The following is an 18,772-nucleotide window of genomic DNA, read 5'->3' as shown; positions in this document are numbered from 1 at the left end:
TCTGTTGCAGCAAAGCTGCACGGATGATTAAATTCGACAAGTGTCAAGCCGGGTACTGGAAAATTGCGCGGCATCGCTCTAGTCTGAAATGAATAACTAAGAGGGAGGGATACCGTGAAAGCACTGAGGACAACTGCGTCCATTTTCGGTCTCATGGGGGTGACGGCACTGTGCCCCAGCCAGGCGTTTGCCCAGCAGAGCGAACAGGCGGTTGCAAACAATGATGTGATCATCGTGACCGCACAGCGCCGCGCCGAAGCGCAGGTCGATGTGCCAATCTCGATCACCAGCATTTCCAGCGATGCGCTTTCTACGGCGAACGTCACGGAACTGGCTGACATTGCCAAGGTTACGCCTGCGCTGCGTTTCGATTCCAATGGTGGCGGGTTCGTGCAGCCCAGCATTCGCGGCATTGGCACGGCGGTGACGACATCGGGTGGCGGCGCCAATGTTGGTATCTACGTTGATGGCTTTTATTCGCCCAATCCGCTTGCTGCTGATTTCGACCTGCTCAGTGTCGACAGCATTCAGGTGCTCAAGGGGCCTCAGGGCACGCTTTTCGGCCGCAATACGACTGGCGGCGCGATCCTTGTAACCACGCGTGAACCGTCGACGGATGGGAACACGGTGGAAGGCAAGCTGTCGTTCGGCCGCTACAACGAGTTCAAGGCGCGTAGCCTGATGAACTTCGCGGTGTCCGACCGGGTGGCCTTCTCGGTCGAGGGACAGCTTCTTCGCGGCGACGGCTGGCAGCACGACATCAGCACCGGCAAGCGCGTCGGGGACTACGAGAACTGGGGCCTGCGGGTCGGCATGAAGGCTGATTTGACCGACAGCATCGACCTGCTGGTGCGCTGGTCGCATTCCCAGAATGACGATCCCCGCGGCAATCTGCAGAACACGCTGAATACCAGCGATTTTGGCCTGGCAGCGCCCTTTGGCGGAATCCCGGGAACCTACACCACCGACAAGAACAAGATCGCCAGCGGCTCGATCCCGGAATTCTTCCGGTCGAACAGCGATGTGGTTCAGGTCACGTTGCGGGCGGATCTTGGTTTTGCGGATCTTACCTCGCTTTCGCAGTATCGTAACGAGAAGGTGAACCAGTCGATCGAAATCGACTATTCCGGGCTGGACATCCTGCAACTCGGTCTGCCGAACAACAATGAGACGTGGAGCCAGGAATTCCTCCTGAACTCCAAGCCGGGCGGTCCACTGCAGTGGACGGCGGGTCTGTTCTATTTTGAGAACTCGGACCAGTACCTCACCTTCATCGACAACCTCGGATCGGATCCCAACAGCCGTATCCGTTTTGGCGGTTCGGGCACCGTGACGCGCAGCTATGCGGCCTTCCTCGATGCGACGTATGAAGTGATGCCGCAGCTCTTCGTCACCGCGGGTGTCCGCTATGCCCGCGATCAGGTCGATGACGCGTATTTTAACACCCGCTACCTGTCCAACACGCCGATCGTCCTGACCAACGGGGACATCTGCACGCCGGTGAACGGCCGGGTCTATATCGCGGACTGCGAACCCGGTGCGGTTGCCGCCGCGAAGAAGGACAAGATCACCCCGCGTATCGTGCTTCGCTACAAGCTTGATCAGGATACCAGCATCTATGCCTCCTATACCAAGGGCTACAAGGCAGCGATCATGGATGTGGGCGGAACCTGTCAGAATTCGCCCTATGAATGCAACCGCGTGAAGCCGGAATCGATCGACGCTTTTGAAGTCGGCGCCAAGTACAGTGTTAGCGGTCTCTCGCTGGAAGCCGCCGCGTTCTACTACGACTACAAGGATCTGCAGGTTTCGCTTTACGAGGCGGGAACGGCGGCCATCGTCAATGCGGCCAACTCGCGCATCTATGGTCTCGAAGGCCAGTTCACCTACAAGGTTACCCCGCATTTCCAGCTTAACGGCGGCGCCTCATGGGTTCATGCCCGCTACCGCAAGTTCGACAACGCGCCGGTCTATACCCGCTGTTCCGATCTAGATGCATATACTCAGACGAACATTTGCGCCCCGAACTACCTCACGTTCCTTGTCCTCGGCCAGGACATTCGTGACAGCCGGATGCAGCGTACTCCCGAGTTCACCGGATCGCTCGGCGCGCGCTATGGTATCGACATCGGAACCGGCGAACTCGCTTTGTCGGGTAACCTCTACTACACGTCGAGCTTCTACTTCGGGCCCTCGGGCACGCAGTTCAAGCAGGACGGGTACGAAACGCTCTCGCTGCGGGCGCAGTGGAACGGCGCCGATGACCGGTACTTCATCGCCCTGTGGGGGGATAATGTCACCAACAGCCGCTACGTGACGCTGGCCACCTATTCCAACTACGGCATGGGCGCCACGTGGAACTCGCCGGTCACTTATGGCGTGGAAGTCGGTTTCAAGTTCTGATCCCATGCGTCCCCATCCGGGGATTGTGTGAATGGCAGCCGTGCTGGCCTTATCAGCACGACGGAAACGCCGGGCCGGCTTCATCTGGCCCGGCGTTTGCTCTTTGGCGCGGCAGGAGTGATGACACATGCGAAAAGACAGAATTTACCGTGTGATCCAGTGGGCCACCGGCAACATCGGAAGCCGGGCGCTTCGCGCCATTATCGAACATCCGCGCATGGAACTGACCGGGCTGTGGGTGAACTCGCCGGAAAAAGCGGGCAAGGACGCTGGCGAACTGGCCGGGCTCGATGCCGGGACCGGGATCAAGGCCACCAACTCTCTTGAGGAGATTGTCGCGCTCGACGCCGATTGCGTGCTCTTCATGCCGCAGGGCACCGACTACGACGCGCTGTGCGCGCTGCTCGCCTCGGGCAAGAACGTCGTCACCACGCGCGGCGACTTCCACTATCCGCCGATGATGGATCCCGCGAAACGGGCACGGATCGAGGAGGCTTGTGCCCGGGGCGGCACGTCGATCTATTCGACCGGCTCCAGTCCGGGTTTCGTGACCGAGGCGCTGGCGATCCCTCTGCTCTCGCTCCAGCGTGAGCATGGCCTGCTGACGATCGACGAATACGCCGACGTTTCCAGCCGCGATTCCCCGGACATGCTGTTCCACATCATGGGCTTTGCGGCCCCGATGGCGCCGTTCGACCAGCGCCGTGCCGAGCATCTCAAGGGGGACTTCGGCAGCTCGCTGTCGCAAGTGGCGGACGCCATAGGGCTGCCTGCCGATGAGATTGAGGCTTTCGGCGAACTGTCCGCGACGAAGTCCGACCTTCAGATCGCGGCTGGCACGGTGCCTGCGGGCACGGTGGGCGCCATGCGCACCACCATCACCTGCAAGCACAAGGGTAAACCGGTTCTGCGCTTCCGGGCCAACTGGTACGTCACCACCGATATCGAGAACGAGGACTGGGACCTGCGCGAATCCGGCTGGCGGATCACCACCGAGGGCGATACCCCGGTGAAAATCGACATCACCTTTCCTGTCGCCGAGGAAGATTACGCCGCCTACACTCCCGGGCTGACGGCGCATCGGCCGATCAACGCGATCCCGGCGGTTTGCGCAGCAGCACCGGGCATCCGCACCACGGTGGAGCTGCCACAGATCATTCCGCTCTATTCCTGACGAGCCGTTGCCTGATCGCCGCCCAGCACGCGGTAGAGTGTGATCCGGTTGGTGGCCGCTTGCAGATGCACGGCCACTTCCGCCTTGCGTGCGGTGTAGAGGCTGCGCTGGGCATCGAGATTGTCCAGCGAACTGGCGATGCCCTGCTTGTAGGTCGCCTCTGTCAGTCGCGCGGTATCCTGCGCAGCGGCCGTGTAGGCGCTTGCGGCGCGGAGCCGCTCGGTTAGGGTGCCCTGATCTGCCAGCGCGTCTGCCACTTCGCTGAAAGCGGTCTGGATCGTCTTCTCGTATGTGGCCAGTGCAGCGTCGCGCTGGGCCTTGGCCACTTTTACATTGGCCGCCTTGCCGCCCGCATTGAAGATCGACCAGCTTGCCGTGCCGCTCGCCGTTGTGGTGAAAGACCCATGATCGAACAGGGACGAGAGCGCATCGCTGGCAAAGCCGAGGAGGCCGGTCAGCGAGATGCTGGGGAACAGTTCGGCTCGCGCCACGCCGATATCGGCATTGGCCGCACGCAGATCATATTCTGCGGAAACCACGTCCGGCCGACGAAGCAGGACCTCTGATCTGGTGCCGGCAGGCAGCACCGCCAGTCCCTTGTTGACCTCATCCATACCGCCGGGGAGCAGCGACGGGTCGAAATCTGCCCCTACCAGCAGGCGTATGGCGTTGACGTCCTGTGCCAGCGCGGTCGTCTGCGATGCGACATCGCCCCTGGCCGTTTCCAGCACCTGCTGTGACTGGCTCAGGTCGGTGCGCGGTGCGATGCCACCCTTGAGCCGCGCGGTGGTCAGCCGGACGCTATCCTCGGCATTGGCGACCGTGGATTGCGCGATCGCCAGCAGATCCTTGTCGGCGGCATAGGCGGCCCAGGCCTGTGCCAGATTGGCGACGAGGCTCAGGCGTACCGTGCGCGCCGAAGCTTCTGTCGAAAGGGCGGTATTGCGCTGCGCTTCGGTTGCGTTCCGGAGCTTGCCGAACAGGTCCAGTTCGAAACTCGATATGCCGCCCTGTGCTGAATAGGACCAGCCGTCTCCACTCGTGACGCCGCCCGTTTCGGAGCGGGTTGCCGTGCCGCTTACACTGAGGGCCGGAAACTGGTTGGCGCGCGTGACCGTCAGCTGGGCGCGGGCTGCCGCGACATTGGCCGCGGCTACGCGCAGGTCCCGGTTGTTGAGCAGGGCCTGCTCGATCAGGGTCTGGAGGCGGAGATCGGTGAAGATATCCCTGTACGAAACCAGCGGCAGCCCCGCCTCGCTCTGGGCAAGATAGGCATCGCCGGCTGGCCAGGAAGCGGGCACCGGCTGTCCCGGCGCGACGTATTTGGGTGCCAGCGAACAGGCGCCCAAAGCCAGGGCGGGTAGTATGCAGAGTGCCGGTTTCATCGACTTGATGATGATCCTCATGCCGCGTCTCCGGAAAGGTCGTGCTTGCGCATCCAGTTTCTGGTGGCGGCAAGCCCGTCGCGTACGCTGCGGCGCACGAGCACGAAGAACAGCGGGATGTAGAAGATCGCGAGCAGGGTTGCGGTCAGCATGCCGCCCACCACGGCGGTGCCGATCGCAATGCGGCTGTTGGCACCTGCGCCTGTGGCCGTGACCAGTGGCAGCACGCCGAAGATGAAGGCAAAGCTCGTCATCAGGATGGGGCGCAAGCGGATGCGCGCCGCCAGCAGCGCCGCCTCGATCACACGCATCCCCTGCTTTTCGGCCTGCTCGGCGAATTCGATCATGAGGATGGCGTTCTTGGCGGCGAGGCCCATGGTCGTAAGCAGGCCGATTTGCAGGTACACGTCGTTCTGCAACCCGCGCAGCGTGGTAAACGCAATGGCGCCCAGCAGACCAAGCGGAATGACCATGACGACGGCCACTGGGATCGACCAGCTCTCATAGAGTGCGGCGAGGCAAAGGAATACGACCAGGAGTGACAGCGCATAGAGCACCGGCGCCTGTCCCGAGGACAGCCGCTCCTGATAGGAGGAACCCGACCAGGCGACACTGGTGCCGGGGATTTCCGAAGCCAGTTTTTCCATCACATCCATCGCTGTACCCGAGCTGACTCCTGGTGCGGGTGTGCCAGAGAATTCATAAGCCTGAAGGCCGTTGAAGCGTGATGTCGAACTCGGTGCGGTTGACCAGCCAACGGTCGAGAAGGCGGAGAAGGGAGCCATCTGACCGGCAGTCCCGCGCACGAACCATTGAGACAGATCTTCCGGACGCGAGCGGAACGGGGCATCGCCCTGCACATAGACTTTCTTGACACGGCCCTTGTCGATAAAATCGTTCACGTACGTTCCACCCCAGGCTGTGGCGAGAGTGGAGTTCACATTGCTTGCAGTGAGGCCATATGCTGTCAGTGCCCGCGTATCGGTGCTGACCTTTAGGGTCGAAACGTCGGGCAGGTCGCTCAGGCGAACGCTGGCGAGTCGATTGTCTTGCATTGCCTCGCTCAGGAGCTTGTCACGGGCTTGCTCGAATTTCTCGCGACTCATTCCGGTGCGATTTTGCAGCTCCAGCGTAAAACCTGAAGATTGCCCGAGGCCGCGAATTGCACCGGGGACAAGTGTGAAAACCTGTGCGTCACGAAGGCCGCGGAAGGCGACGGACGCGCGTTGAACGATAGCATCCGCGCTATTTTCCTGACCCTTCCGCTCGTCCCAGTACTTGAGCTTGACGAAGCCTTGGCCGGTGTTCTGTCCCGTGGCGCCCATGCCGCCACCGGCAACAGTGAAGATGCCGCGCACATTGTTCTTTTCGTGCGTTAGAAAGTAGTTTTCCACCTCGCGCTGGATTTTCTCGGTTTTTTCGCGAGGTGTGCCGGCGGGCATGCGCCACTGGACCATAACGTTGCCCTGATCCTCGTTGGGCAGGAAGCCGGTGGGCAAACGTTCAAACAGCATCAGCGTGGCAACGCAGACAAGCGCGAAGACGCCCAGCCACCGCCACTTGTGTTCGACCACTCGCTCGGTTCGGCGCACATAGGCGTTGGTCACGCGTTCGAAGGAGCTGTTGAACGCGGTGTGGAACTTCTCCCAGCCGCGGGCCAGTTTCGGGGCGCGGTGTTCGATTTGGGGCGGTACGGTGTGACCGTCTGCCTGCTTGGGCTTGAGCAGCGTCGCCGTCAGGGCCGGGCTCAGAATCAGCGCGACGAGAACCGAAAGCACCATGGCCGAGACGATCGTCAGCGAAAACTGGCGGTAGATCACGCCGGTTGATCCGCCGAAGAAGGCCATGGGCAGGAACACCGCCGAAAGCACAAGCGCGATGGCGATCAGCGCGACCTGGATCTCCTCCATCGACTTGATGGTGGCCTCGCGCGCCGACATGCCGGGATTTTCTTCCATCAGCCGCTCGACATTCTCGACCACGACGATGGCGTCGTCGACCAGCAGGCCGATCGCCAGCACGAGGCCAAACAGTGTCATCGTGTTGATCGAGAAGCCGACCAGATAGAAGATCGCGAAAGTGCCGAGCAGCACGACCGGTACCGCGATCGCGGGGATAAGTGTGGCGCGCCAGCTCTGCAGGAACACGAACATTACGATCACAACGAGGATGATCGCTTCGAACAGCGCCTTCTCAACTTCAGAAACCGAAAGCTTGATGAATTCAGTGGAGTCGTTTCCGTAGGTGTATTCCAACCCGTCGGGCATGTTGGCGGAGAGCTGCTCCATCTTGGCCTTCACGGCCTCCGCTGTTGCCAGCGCGTCGGCACCGGGGGACAACGAGATCGAGATGCCTGCACCGGGATGGGCGCTGAACCGGCTGGAAGCCGTGTAGCTTTCGGCCCCGATTTCGACGCGTGCGACATCGCCTACGGTGACGGTAGAGCCATCGCTGTTGGTCTTGAGCACGATATCGCGGAACTGCTCGACCGTCTGTAGCCGCGAGCCGGCCGTGACGATGGCATCGATGGCCTGACCGGCCGGTGCAGGAAGGCCGCCGAGTTCACCTGCAGCCACTTCGGTGTTCTGCGCCTGGATCGCAGAGATCACATCGCTGGGCATCAGCGAGACGGCTGCCAGCTTGTTGGGATTGAGCCAGATGCGCATGGCGTGCGGCGAGCCAAAGACGTTGACTTCGCCGACACCTTCGATCCGTGAAAGGGGATCCTGGATGTTGGACGACAGGTAGTCCGATACATCCTGATTGGAGCGTGTGTCGGTCGTATCATAGACCGCGACCAGGAGAAGCTGGTCGGGGTTCGACTTGGTGACCCGCACGCCCTGATTCTGCACCGATTGCGGCAGCCGGGAAAGAGCGGTCTGGACCTTGTTCTGCACCTGGACCTGCGCAATGTCCGGGTCGGTGCCCTTGGCGAAGACCGCGCTGATCGTGGCCTGCCCGCGGTTGGAGGATTGCGAACTGAAGTAGAGCAGCCCGTCGATGCCGGTAAGCTGCTGCTCGATGATCTGGGTGACGCTGTTTTCGATCGTTTCCGCCGAGGCGCCGGGATAGGTCGCACGGATGTTGACCTGGGTCGGAGCGATGTCCGGATACTGTTCATTCGGCAGGAATTTCAGTGCACCGATGCCCGCCAGCATCACGACGATTGCGAGAACCCATGCGAAGATGGGCCGGTCGATGAAAATACGCGACATACTGGGCTCAATGACCCTTGTTCGTGGAAGTGTCGCCGCCTGCCTTCGCCGGCACCACAGGTTGCGGGCTGGAAGCTTCGACCGGTTTGATCGTGACGCCTTGCTTGAGTCCGTTCAGCCCCTGCACGATGACCTTGTCGCCCTTTTGCAGGCCAGAGGTGACCACCGAGTCCGAACCGTAAGTACGGTCGGCTGTTACGGTGCGGCGCGCGGCCTTGTTGCCGGCGCCGACTACCATGACGTAGGCGCTGCCGTCGAAATCGCGCTGGACTGCGTTCTGCGGGATCAGAATGGCGTTCGGGTCAGTGGCCTGATCGAACATGGCCGTGACGAACATTCCGGGCAGCAGCATCCCGTCCGGATTGGGAAAGCGAGCGCGCAGGGTGACGGTTCCGGTACTTTCATCGACTGTCACTTCGGAAAACTGGACCGTTCCGGAAGCGGCATATTCCGTCCCGTCATCCAGTTTCAGCCGGACCTGCGTGTTGCCGGGCTTGACGCCGCCTGCGGCAAGCTTGCGGCGCAGGGCCGTCAGTTCAGCAGCGGATTGCTGCATGTCGACATAGATGGGGTCAGTCCGCTGGATCACCGCCAGAGGATCGGTCTGGCTGGCGCTCGCAAGGGCGCCGACAGTGAACAGTGAACGGCCGATACGGCCGCTGATCGGCGCGGGCACAGTCGTGAATCGCAGGTTGACCTTGGCCGTGTCGAGCGCTGCCGCCATTTGCGCCACCGAGGCCTTGGCGACGCGGGCACTGGCCAGGGCATCGGTATAATCCTGCTTGGCGACAGCTTCCATGTCGGCCAGCGGCTTGTAGCGATCGGCCTTCGCTCCTGCAGCATCGGCTGAGGCCCTCGCGCTGGCGAGGTTGGCCTGGGCCTGATTGACGGCTGCCTGGTAGAGGCTGGGATCGATCTGGAACAGCGGCTGTCCGGCGCGGACGTAGCCTCCTTCCGTGAAGTATCGCTTGCGGATGACGCCGGCAACCTGGGGGCGGACTTCCGATGTTTCGAACGCCACGGTGCGGCCGCTTAGCGAAACGCCTACGGGGACTTCGGAAACAGCCGCGACGACGAAGCCGACCTGTGCGGCCGGGCGCTTCTGCTCGTCATTCTTTCCGTTGGAACAGGCGGCGAGACCGGACGCAAGCAGCAGGCCGAGAGTAAGACGGAACGAAATGTTGGGCGATCGGGGGGCGGAGGGGGAGGTTGAAATGGATTTCAATTTCTATGCTTTCTGACCACTGAGGGCGCTATCGAGGCATTCCGGGCCGTCTGCAAGCACCCATACGCGCTTGCGACACTTTACGACGAACTATGACGTTGTCCTGTCACGTGTCGGGGCAAAGTCGTCGGGCCGGGACATTTCGTGCCGGCTGGTCAGGATGTACGGGCACAGCACATGGGGAAACGGTCCCGGAGGGCAGGGGCCTTTGTACGGCATTCATGGTCTCAGCTCTTGCAGTACAAGTTCTTCAACTGACAGGTTAAGTCTTGGTCGGCATTTAAAAATTTTCGACGGATCGTCTGTACGGCCATGATTTGTGCGACTACTGTCCTGCTCGAAAAACAGGTGGCAGGCACGAGCCTGAAATGAAGAGGGGAGTACCATGGCGGTTTCAGACCATGTTGATTTCAATGGCTTTATGGAAGGCGTGAAGCGGCGCAATCCCTATCAGCCGGAATTCGTTCAGGCCGTGCAGGAAGTCGCGGAGGATATTTTCGACTTCATTGGCGACAAGGAGGAGTACCACGAACAGCAGATCCTGCGCCGCATTGCAGAGCCGGATCGCGTCGTCAGCTTCCGGGTCTGCTGGGAAGACGACAAAGGCAACATCCGCGTGCAGCGGGGCTGGCGCGTGCAGAACAACAACGCAATCGGACCGTACAAGGGCGGCATTCGTTTCCATCCGTCGGTGACCGAAAGCGTGCTCAAGTTCCTCGCCTTCGAGCAAACCTTCAAGAACGCGCTGACCGGTCTGCCCATGGGTGGAGGCAAGGGCGGATCGAACTTCAATCCCAAGGGCAAGAGCGTGCGCGAGATCATGCGCTTCTGCCAGTCGTTCATGACTGAACTCTATCGGCACATCGGCGCCGACGTCGATGTGCCGGCGGGTGACATCGGCGTGGGCGGGCGCGAGATCGGCTTCATGTTCGGCCAGTACAAGCGCATAACCAACCACTTCACCGGCGTTCTGACCGGCAAGGGCCTCGAATATGGCGGTTCGCTGATCCGGCCCGAGGCGACGGGCTATGGCGCGGTCTACTTCATGGCCAACATGCTGTCGGCCAAGGGGATGGACCTTGAGGGCAAGACAGCGGTGATTTCAGGATCGGGCAATGTCGCGACCCATGCCGCGGAAAAGATCGTGCATCTGGGGGGCAAGCCGGTGACGCTGTCGGATTCAGGCGGTTTCATCCACGACCCTGATGGGCTGACGCTCGAGAAGATCAACTGGGTCAAGCATCACAAGACCCATCGCCGCGGCCGTATTTCGGAATATGTCGACGAGTTCCCCGGGGCGACGTTCCATGAGGGCAAGACGCCCTGGCATGTTCCCTGTGACGTCGCGTTGCCTTGCGCCACCCAGAACGAGCTTCTGGGAGATGATGCGCGGGCGTTGATCGCCAATGGCTGCATCGCCGTGTCCGAAGGCGCCAATATGCCCTCTGATCTTGAGGCCGTGCACGCGTTCAAGGCAGCAAAAATCATGTTCGCGCCGGGCAAGGCGGCCAATGCGGGTGGCGTTGCCGTTTCCGGTCTCGAGATGAGCCAGAATTCCGCGCGGCGTTCGTGGACCGAGACCGAGCTGCAGGACATGCTGAAGGATATCATGAAAGGCATCCACGAGCGTTGCCTGACATACGGTGACCGGGGCGGCGGTTATGTCGACTACGTGAAAGGCGCCAATATCGCCGGTTTCAAGAAAGTTGCCGATGCCATGCTGGCCTTCGGCGTGGTATGAGGGGGCATGGCAGACGTTGATATACCGGCGGCCAGTGGGCCGTCGGCGCAGCGCAAGACATATCCCACGCAGGCCGTGCAGCTGGTGCGCACGGCCATCCAGTCGCATCTGGTGCTCAGCCAGATGGCGGACCAGAAGGCCAGCATCCTTATGGGGGCGACTTTCATCGTCTTCTCCATCACCGTGGGGCAGTCGAGCCAGGGTCATCTGCCGCTGCCGCTGCTCGTCCTGTCCTGCTTTGCGTTCCTCTCGGCGGTCTGTGCGGTCATGGTGGTGATGCCGGCCACCCGCCAGCCGCCGCTGGATCTGGACACGTCCAACATTCTGTTCTTCGGTGTGTTCACGCAGATGACGGAGCACGAATTTACCGAACTCGTGGTTGAACGCCTTGCCACCGACGAGGGGATGTTCCGCACGATGCTGCGCGATGTCTATCAGAACGGGCAGGTGCTGCAGAAGAAGAAGTACCGGTACCTCGGCTACGCCTACCGGATTTTCCTTTTCGGTCTTACCGCAACACTGGCTGTCTATCTGCTGTTTGGCAGCGTAAGCGTGGCTCCGCCGATCTGAGCCGGCATTACCGGATGCCGAGCACGCCTGCCTGCTGGCGCAGGTAATCGGCTTTGGCGGGATTGGCGGCGATTGCGTCCGACAGGGCCCTGGCGGCCTTGTCCGGCTCGTTCAGAGTGGTACGGCTGCGCATCAGCATGATCCAGCCGTCGACATTCGACGGATCATCCTTCAGCCGGTTTTCCAGCCGCTCGACCATTCCCTGAACCATCGCCTGCTGGTCGTCCGGGCGCATGGCCGAGGCGCGTGCGAGATCCTGTTGCGTCGGCCCGGGAATGGCCTGTGCCGCTTTGGGCATTGAGGCCGCCTGTGACGACGGGGCAGGGGCCTGCGTTTGTGCGGTGGCGATCCGGTCCGCCACGTCGATCTTGTTGATCTTGCCCACCTGGTCGATCGTGCGGACGAGATCGTTATGCCAGGGGGCGTCGGATGGCGTGTCGGCCAGCAGGGCCAGCCACTGCGTCAGCGCCGCTTCATGGTCGCCGGTCAGATCCTTCCTGACAGCATCGAAATAGCGCGCGCGGGAGTCCTTGGGGTCCAGTTCCAGTGCTTTGGTGAACGCGGCGGCTGCATCGGCGGGCATTGGGTCATGGTCGCTCGCCATCACGCGCGCTTCGCCCAGCGCCGACCACAGTGCGGCATCGTCGGGCTTGAGTGTGGCGGCGCGATCATAGGCGCGCACAGCGTCCGCGAAACGCTGCTCGCTGTAATACGCAACGCCGAGGTTCCGCCATGCCTCGCTGTCATCCGGATGATCGGTCGTATTTTTTTCCAGATCGGCGAGAGTTTGCGGCGCACTCTGGGCTGCAGTGGCGGAAGACATCGCAGTCCCGCCGGGTTTGGTGGTGAATCGATAGGTAACGATGCCCGCAACAATCAATGCGGCCAGTATCAGGGCGATGCGATCGAAACGAATTCTGTTCTTGCTCTGTTGTGTCATCGCCGATTTCCGTCCATTACTGCTTTATCGACCGCCGGAATTTGCCGGGCAGGGTGTTCGCGCCAGATGCGGGCTTTTGCAGGGGAATGCAATCGCCGGTGATGGCTGCAAGCGGCGGCGAGGGGGAAGTGGTGGAAGTCAGAGTACGCATTGCCATCGTCGGGTCGGGTCCCGCTGGCCTGAGTGCCGCGGGCCGTGCCGCGCAACTTGGCATCAGCCACGTGTTGCTGGAAAAGACCGACCACCTCTCGGACACGATCTACAAGTACCAGAAGGGCAAGCACGTCATGGCGACGCCCAGCTCTCTGGTGCTGCGCTCCGATCTCGATTTCGAGGCGGGCAAGCGCGAAGCCATCCTTGATATCTGGGACGAACAGACTGCCAGCCTGAAGATCGATGTCCGCTACAATGCCGATGTCGTGAAGATCGAGGGCGAGAAGGGCGCTTTCGTGTTGTCGCTGAAGGGTGGGGATACGATCCGGGCCGAAGCTGTGATTCTGGCCATCGGCACGCAGGGCAACCCGAATCTGCTGCGTTGCGGTGGCGCCGAGCTGCCCCATGTGCAGTACCAGCTCGACGATCCCACTGAATACGTCGACGAGCACATCACCGTGGTCGGCACGGGTGACGCGGGCATCGAGAACGCGCTTGGCCTTGCGGCGGACCCGGCGCAGGGCAACGTGGTGACGATCCTCAACAGAGGCACCGAATTCGCGCGCGCCAAGGCGGCCAACGTCAAGCTGTTGCAGGAGGCGGAAGCCGCCGGACGGGTCATCGTCCGCTACGAGACCACGCCTGCCGAAGTGCGGGCAGGTGAATTCGTGCTCGATACCCGCGACGGACAGGAGACGATCAGGTGCGACCGCATCATTGCCCGCACCGGTTCTGCACCGCCGCGCAAGTTCGTCGAGGCTTGCGGGGTCGAATTCACCAGCCCCGAGCGTGAGGCCTTTCCGGTGTTGTCGCCGGTGTTCGAGACGACGCGCCCCGGCATTCACGTGATTGGCGCGCTGGCCGGCTACCCGCTCATCAAGCACTGCATGAACCAGGGCTATGACGTCGTCGAGTTCCTGAACGGCAATGCGACGCTCAAGCCGGCCGATGAGCCGATCCTGGCCGAAAAGTTCGCGCCGTTGCCGGGCAATCGCAGCGTGTCCGAATGGCTCGATCTGTTCGGATCGAAGATCGACATTTTCCGTGACATCTCGGCGCTGCAGCTGCGCGAACTCATGCTCGATTCCGATGTCCAGGCCTTCACCAAGGGGCAGGCGGTGTTCGAGCGCAACGAGCCCGGTTCCTCGCTGTTTGCCATCGGGCAGGGATCGGTGCTGGTCGAAGTCGTCAAGGACAATCCCAGCATCACCGTGCCGATCCAGGAAGGCTCGATTTTCGGCGAGGTCGGCCTGATCTCGGGCCGCCGCCGCGGCGCGACCATCCGTGCAGCGGAAGATCTGATCGTCGTCGAACTCTCGCGCGCCGCCGCGCTCAAGCTGATGGCGACGGCACCCGCCGCAGCCAAGGCCGTCAACCGCATTTCGATCGAGCGGCAGCTGCTGCAGATCTTCGGTTCCGGGCTTTCGAGCGCTGACGTCGCGGAACTGGTGGAAGGAGCCGAGGTCGAGGAAGCGCGCGCCGGGCAGATCGTGCTCAAGGAAGGCGACGAAGGCAACGACATCTTCATCATCCGGCGCGGCTCGATGATCGTCGAGCGCGAAATTGCCGGAAAGCCAGTGTTCCTGAGCTACCTTCCGGCGGGATCCTATGTCGGCGAAATGGCGGTGATCGATGGTTCGCGGCGTTCGGCCACGGTGCGCGCGGCGATCCGTTCCGAAGTGATCCGCCTGCCTGGGGAGGCTTTCGTGCGGCTGCTTCGGAAGAAGCCCGCCCTGCTCGAAAAGGCGCGCACCGAGATGGAGCGCCGCAAGGAGATCAACAGCTTCATCGAAGGGCGCAAGGAGAACTTCTCCAGCGTCGTCGACATGTACTCGCAGACCGCGCAGTTCCTGATCGAGAACGGCATCGGCGAAGCGACTGACGTGCTGCTGATCGACGAGACGCTCTGCGTTGGTTGCGACAATTGCGAAAAGGCCTGCGCCGACAGCCACGATGGCCTATCGCGGCTCGATCGCGAGGCGGGGACCACATACGCACATCTTCACGTGCCGACCTCATGCCGCCACTGCGAGCACCCGCATTGCATGGCTGATTGCCCGCCCAATGCGATCCGTCGCGGCATCGACGGCGAAGTCTTCATCGACGATACCTGCATCGGTTGCGGCAATTGCCAGCGTAACTGTCCCTATGGCGTGATCCGCATGGATGCCGTCCCGCCACAGAAACCCTCGTTGCTGTCGTGGATGTTCCTCGGCAAGGGTCCGGGGCCGGGCGAGCCTTCCAAATACTGGCGCAAGAAGAACGCCGAAGGGACCGAGCAGCCCAAGAAGGCGATCAAGTGCGACATGTGCTCGGGGATTGATGGCGGCCCCTCATGCGTGCGCGCCTGCCCGACCGGAGCGGCGATCCGCGTATCGCCGGAAGCCTTCCTCTCGGTAGCCAAGCTGGCGGAGGAAGACTGATGGCAAGTGCTTCGGATAGCGGACGCGGCGCGAACCGCGAATACCGGTCGAGCCACGAAGGCTTCCTGCGGCATCGCGGGTTTTACTGGATGAAGATAGCGACGGCCCTGTGCGTTGTTGCGATCGCCGCCTACTTCCTCACCGATCCCAAGCCGCGTCCGAGCGGCAGCACATGGGTCGGCTATACGCTCGGCACGATCGGGGCGCTGCTGATCGTCTGGCTCTCGCTGTTGGGCATTCGCAAGCGGGCGATTACCGAAGGGCGCTGGTCGCTCAAGGCCTGGACATCGGCGCACGTCTATCTCGGCCTTTCGCTGATCGTGGTGGCGACCCTGCACACCGGTTTCCAGTTCGGCTGGAACGTGCACACGCTGGCCTATGCGCTGATGATGCTGGTGATCTTCTCCGGCATGTTCGGCATCTGGGCCTATGCCACGCTGCCTTCCGCGCTCAGCAACAACCGAGAGCAGATGACGCAGGGCCAGATGATCGACGCGATCCGCGCGCTCGATCGTCAGCTCAACGATGCCGCACAGCCGCTTGCCCGCGCGCAGTCGGACCTCGTGATCGCCGCGCTGGAGGAAGATCCCTTCGGGGCAGGGCTGCTTCGGCGCCTTTCCGGCCACTATCCCGACTGCGCGACACAGGCGGCGATCCTCGGCCTTGCAGGCGAACACGATGCCGCCAGCGAGCGCGTCGAAAAGTTGCTGGTGCGCCGTAAGGCGCAGCTCGAGCGATTGCGCCGCCAGATGCGCCTGAAATCCATGCTCGAAGTGTGGCTCTATGTGCACGTGCCCGCGACGATGGCGCTGCTGGCTGCGCTCACCGCCCATATCATTTCCGTCTTCTACTACTGGTAGGCCCCATGACATTCCGGATCCGCCAGATTGAGATAACCGCGACCGGGCGCGAGATCGTCCGTGATCGCGACATTGCCGCCGATACGATTGCCATCGGCCGCTCCACCGAAAACGACGTGCACCTGCCGGATCTGGCAGTGGAGGCCCGCCATGCGACGATGAGCCTGCACAGCGGCGGCCGCATCGAGGTGGCGGCGGCCGGATCGCTGGGGTTCGTGCGCGACGGTGTCGATACCCGTTCCGCCGTGATCGACAGCCGGGGCGGGGCCGAGCTGGGCTTCGGGACGTATCGTATTACCGTTTCGCAGGACGATGACGGCGCGGTGCTGCTGACCATCCGGCAGACCGACAGCGCCGCTACGCGTTCGGGCGACCTTGAGGAAAAGCGCCGCTTCTCGCTGCAGGGCGTCGTGCCCGGCAAGCGTATGGTTTCGTGGGTTTTCGGCATCGTGATCCTGCTGGCTTTCCTGGCCGTGCCGATCATCAGCCACGCGACGCGCGATCCGGATTCGAAGAAGGGCGTGATCTGGGATTCCAGCTGGAATCCCGGTCAACTCAGTCTGGCGCACCATTCGCTGACCGACCGCTGCGAGTCCTGTCACGTCAAGGCCTTCGTGTCCGTGCGAGACGAGACCTGCCGGACCTGCCACAAGGATGTCCACGATCACGCAGATGCCAAGCGGCTCGCGCTGGCGCGCGGCAACATGCCGCTGGGGGACCGGCTGCTGTGGTCGGTCGCGCATGCCTTCGGCAAGAAGGGGCCGGGCGCCTGCCAGGATTGCCATGTCGAGCATCAGGGGCCGACGCGCCTCGATGCGCCGAGCCAGAAGTTCTGCTCGGACTGCCATGTTCGCCTGAAGAGCAACTTGCCCGATACAAGGCTGGGCAATGCCGGCGATTTCGCCAAGCTGCACCCGCAGTTCACGCCTCTGGTGGTGACCGATGCCATGTCGCGCAAGCGCACGCCGATCTCACTCGATGATGCACCGCGTCAGGATGACGGCCTGGCCTTCTCGCACAAGCTGCATCTCGATCCGCTAGGGGGCGTGGCGCGTATGGCGGCCAATATCGGTGCCGAGCGCGGCTACCGTCCGGGCGGGTTGCAGTGCCAGAATTGTCACCACAAGACCGAGGACGGCATCCGTTTCAAGCCGGTACAGATGGAACGCGATTGCGAGGCCTGCCACAGCCTGGCCTATGACAAGGTTGGCGGCATCTTCCGCAAGCTGCATCATGGCGATGTGAACCAGCTGATCGCGGACCTTTCCGCGCGCGATTATCGCCCCAGCCTGCCCGCAGGCACCAATCGCAAGCGGCCCGGGGAGTATGCGCCCGGCGGGCTCTACAGCTTCAACTATTCTGCACCTTCCTGGCACGGACTGCAGCTTCGCGGTGCATTGTCGAAGGACGGGATCTGCGGTGAGTGCCATCGCCCAACGACGATCAAGGGCAAGCTCGGCGTCGTCCCGGTGACACAGCCGATGCGTTATATGGAACATGGCTGGTTCGATCACGCCGCGCACAAGCAGGAAAAGTGCGAAAGCTGCCACGCGGCCAAGACGTCCAAGTCATCGTCTGATCTGCTGCTGCCGGGGATCAAGGATTGCCGCACCTGCCACGTCGGGGAATCCTCGACCGCAAAAGACAAGGTGGCGTCGAGCTGCGCGATGTGCCATGGGTACCACACTACGGCTATAGGCTCAGAGAAGCGTAAGCCATTGGCAACCAAGATCGCGCTACAGCCGGACTGAGGTTCGGCACGGAAGGGGGCTTCGATCTTGGGAAAAGCATCATTGCTGATCGCACAGATCACCGACATTCATATCGGTTTCGACCGGGGTAACCCGGACGAATACAACATGCAGCGCCTCAAAGTGGTGCTGAATCGCATCGTGGACGGGCCGAACCGGCCTGATCTTCTGCTCATGACCGGAGATCTTACCGAGTTCGGTGATGCGGAAAGCTATGCCCGTCTGGCGGAAGCGGTGTCCGTCTGTCCGTTTCCGGTGCTGCCGATGACAGGGAACCACGATGATCGCGCGGCACTGCTGGCGGCCTTTCCGGACACTTCCAGTCATGATGGTTTCATCCAGTATGCACTGGAGCTGGGCGCTCTTAGGCTCGTCGTGCTCGATACGCTCGATCCCGGCCATCATGGCGGTGCGTTTTGCGAAACGCGAGCGGCCTGGCTTTCGGCCGAACTAGCCGCCCATCCGGACGTGCCGACCGTGATCGCGCTCCACCATCCCCCGTTCGAAAGTGGCCTCTCCTGGCTGGATAGCGGCGCCGGGGAACCCTGGATCGCGCGACTGGCACAGGCCGTTGCCGGACACCGGCAGGTTCGGGCCATTATTGGCGGCCACCTCCACCGCACCATCCAGACCATGTGGGAGGGACTGCCCATGGTGGTTTGCGCCTCGACTGCACCGCTGGTGTCGCTGGACCTGAATCCCGTCGATCCCGAACAGCCCGACGGCCGCGAGATGATCAGCAATGAATTGCCGGCTTATGCCCTGCACCGGTGGGATGGCGACAGGTTTGTCAGCCATGTCGAGAGTGTGGGAGGGCATCAGATCCTTGTGCGCTATGACGAGAGGATGCAGGAAACCGTGCGCTTGATCGTCGGTGAGCGGTCCGGCCACTGAGCCGGTAAAACTGGTTCCAATAAAACAGAACGCCGCTC

Annotated in this window: 12 protein-coding genes; 8 read left to right on the top strand and 4 right to left on the bottom strand. The window is 62.1% G+C overall.

The window, feature by feature from the left end; genetic code table 11:
- The first annotated feature begins 114 nt into the window (after positions 1-114).
- Both MTR64_RS02985 and MTR64_RS02980 read left to right on the top strand, forming a co-directional pair.
- Entirely contained in the window at positions 115-2,403 is a 2,289-nt protein-coding gene (locus MTR64_RS02985) for a TonB-dependent receptor (RefSeq protein WP_243990603.1), read from the top strand.
- A gap of 127 nt (positions 2,404-2,530) precedes the next feature.
- Positions 2,531-3,577 carry a dihydrodipicolinate reductase gene (locus MTR64_RS02980; protein ID WP_243990601.1) on the top strand — a complete coding sequence of 349 codons (1,047 nt, stop codon included), beginning with the start codon at positions 2,531-2,533 and terminating at the stop codon, positions 3,575-3,577.
- Here the strand turns inward: MTR64_RS02980 and MTR64_RS02975 are convergent.
- Genes MTR64_RS02975 through MTR64_RS02965 form a run of 3 tightly spaced genes read right to left on the bottom strand, consistent with a single transcriptional unit; the run spans position 3,568 to position 9,333 of the window.
- On the bottom strand, positions 3,568-4,983 hold the full coding sequence (locus tag MTR64_RS02975; protein WP_243990599.1) for an efflux transporter outer membrane subunit: 1,416 nt from the start codon (positions 4,981-4,983) through the stop codon (positions 3,568-3,570). The two genes, MTR64_RS02980 and MTR64_RS02975, sit on opposite strands and share 10 nt — an antisense overlap.
- Entirely contained in the window at positions 4,980-8,177 is a 3,198-nt protein-coding gene (locus tag MTR64_RS02970) for an efflux RND transporter permease subunit (protein WP_243990598.1), read from the bottom strand. The genes MTR64_RS02975 and MTR64_RS02970 overlap by 4 nt, the downstream gene beginning before the upstream one ends.
- A gap of 7 nt (positions 8,178-8,184) precedes the next feature.
- Entirely contained in the window at positions 8,185-9,333 is a 1,149-nt protein-coding gene (locus MTR64_RS02965; protein WP_243990703.1) for an efflux RND transporter periplasmic adaptor subunit, read from the bottom strand.
- 454 nt (positions 9,334-9,787) lie between these two features.
- On the opposite strand from MTR64_RS02965, the gene gdhA reads away from it, so the two are divergent.
- A complete protein-coding gene (gene gdhA / locus MTR64_RS02960) occupies positions 9,788-11,143 on the top strand; it encodes an NADP-specific glutamate dehydrogenase (protein WP_243990597.1) in 1,356 nt (451 codons plus the stop codon).
- Positions 11,144-11,149: 6 nt separating this feature from the next.
- Complete coding sequence (locus tag MTR64_RS02955; protein WP_243990596.1) at positions 11,150-11,713, top strand: Pycsar system effector family protein; 564 nt, start codon at positions 11,150-11,152, stop codon at positions 11,711-11,713.
- 7 nt (positions 11,714-11,720) lie between these two features.
- Here the strand turns inward: MTR64_RS02955 and MTR64_RS02950 are convergent, their stop codons facing one another.
- Positions 11,721-12,653, bottom strand: coding sequence for a tetratricopeptide repeat protein (locus tag MTR64_RS02950; RefSeq protein ID WP_243990595.1), 933 nt, complete (start codon positions 12,651-12,653; stop codon positions 11,721-11,723).
- Positions 12,654-12,739: 86 nt separating this feature from the next.
- Here MTR64_RS02950 and MTR64_RS02945 point away from each other — a divergent pair, with 86 nt between their 5' ends.
- The 4 genes from MTR64_RS02945 to MTR64_RS02930 are packed head-to-tail and all read left to right on the top strand — an operon-like array spanning position 12,740 to position 18,734.
- Positions 12,740-15,229: a cyclic nucleotide-binding domain-containing protein gene (locus tag MTR64_RS02945; protein ID WP_243990594.1), complete on the top strand. Its 2,490-nt coding sequence runs from the start codon at positions 12,740-12,742 to the stop codon at positions 15,227-15,229.
- A complete protein-coding gene (locus tag MTR64_RS02940) occupies positions 15,229-16,089 on the top strand; it encodes a hypothetical protein (RefSeq protein ID WP_243990592.1) in 861 nt (286 codons plus the stop codon). Before MTR64_RS02945 ends, MTR64_RS02940 begins: the two co-directional genes overlap by 1 nt.
- Before the next feature lie 5 nt (positions 16,090-16,094).
- Positions 16,095-17,840 carry a cytochrome c3 family protein gene (locus MTR64_RS02935; protein ID WP_243990590.1) on the top strand — a complete coding sequence of 582 codons (1,746 nt, stop codon included), beginning with the start codon at positions 16,095-16,097 and terminating at the stop codon, positions 17,838-17,840.
- 42 nt (positions 17,841-17,882) lie between these two features.
- Complete coding sequence (locus tag MTR64_RS02930) at positions 17,883-18,734, top strand: phosphodiesterase (RefSeq protein ID WP_243990588.1); 852 nt, start codon at positions 17,883-17,885, stop codon at positions 18,732-18,734.
- Positions 18,735-18,772 lie beyond the last annotated feature (38 nt).

Source organism: Novosphingobium album (ex Hu et al. 2023) (genome assembly GCF_022832385.1).
In the GTDB taxonomy this organism is placed as follows: Bacteria; Pseudomonadota; Alphaproteobacteria; order Sphingomonadales; family Sphingomonadaceae; genus Novosphingobium; species Novosphingobium album.
This window is presented reverse-complemented; position numbering and strand designations above follow the sequence as displayed.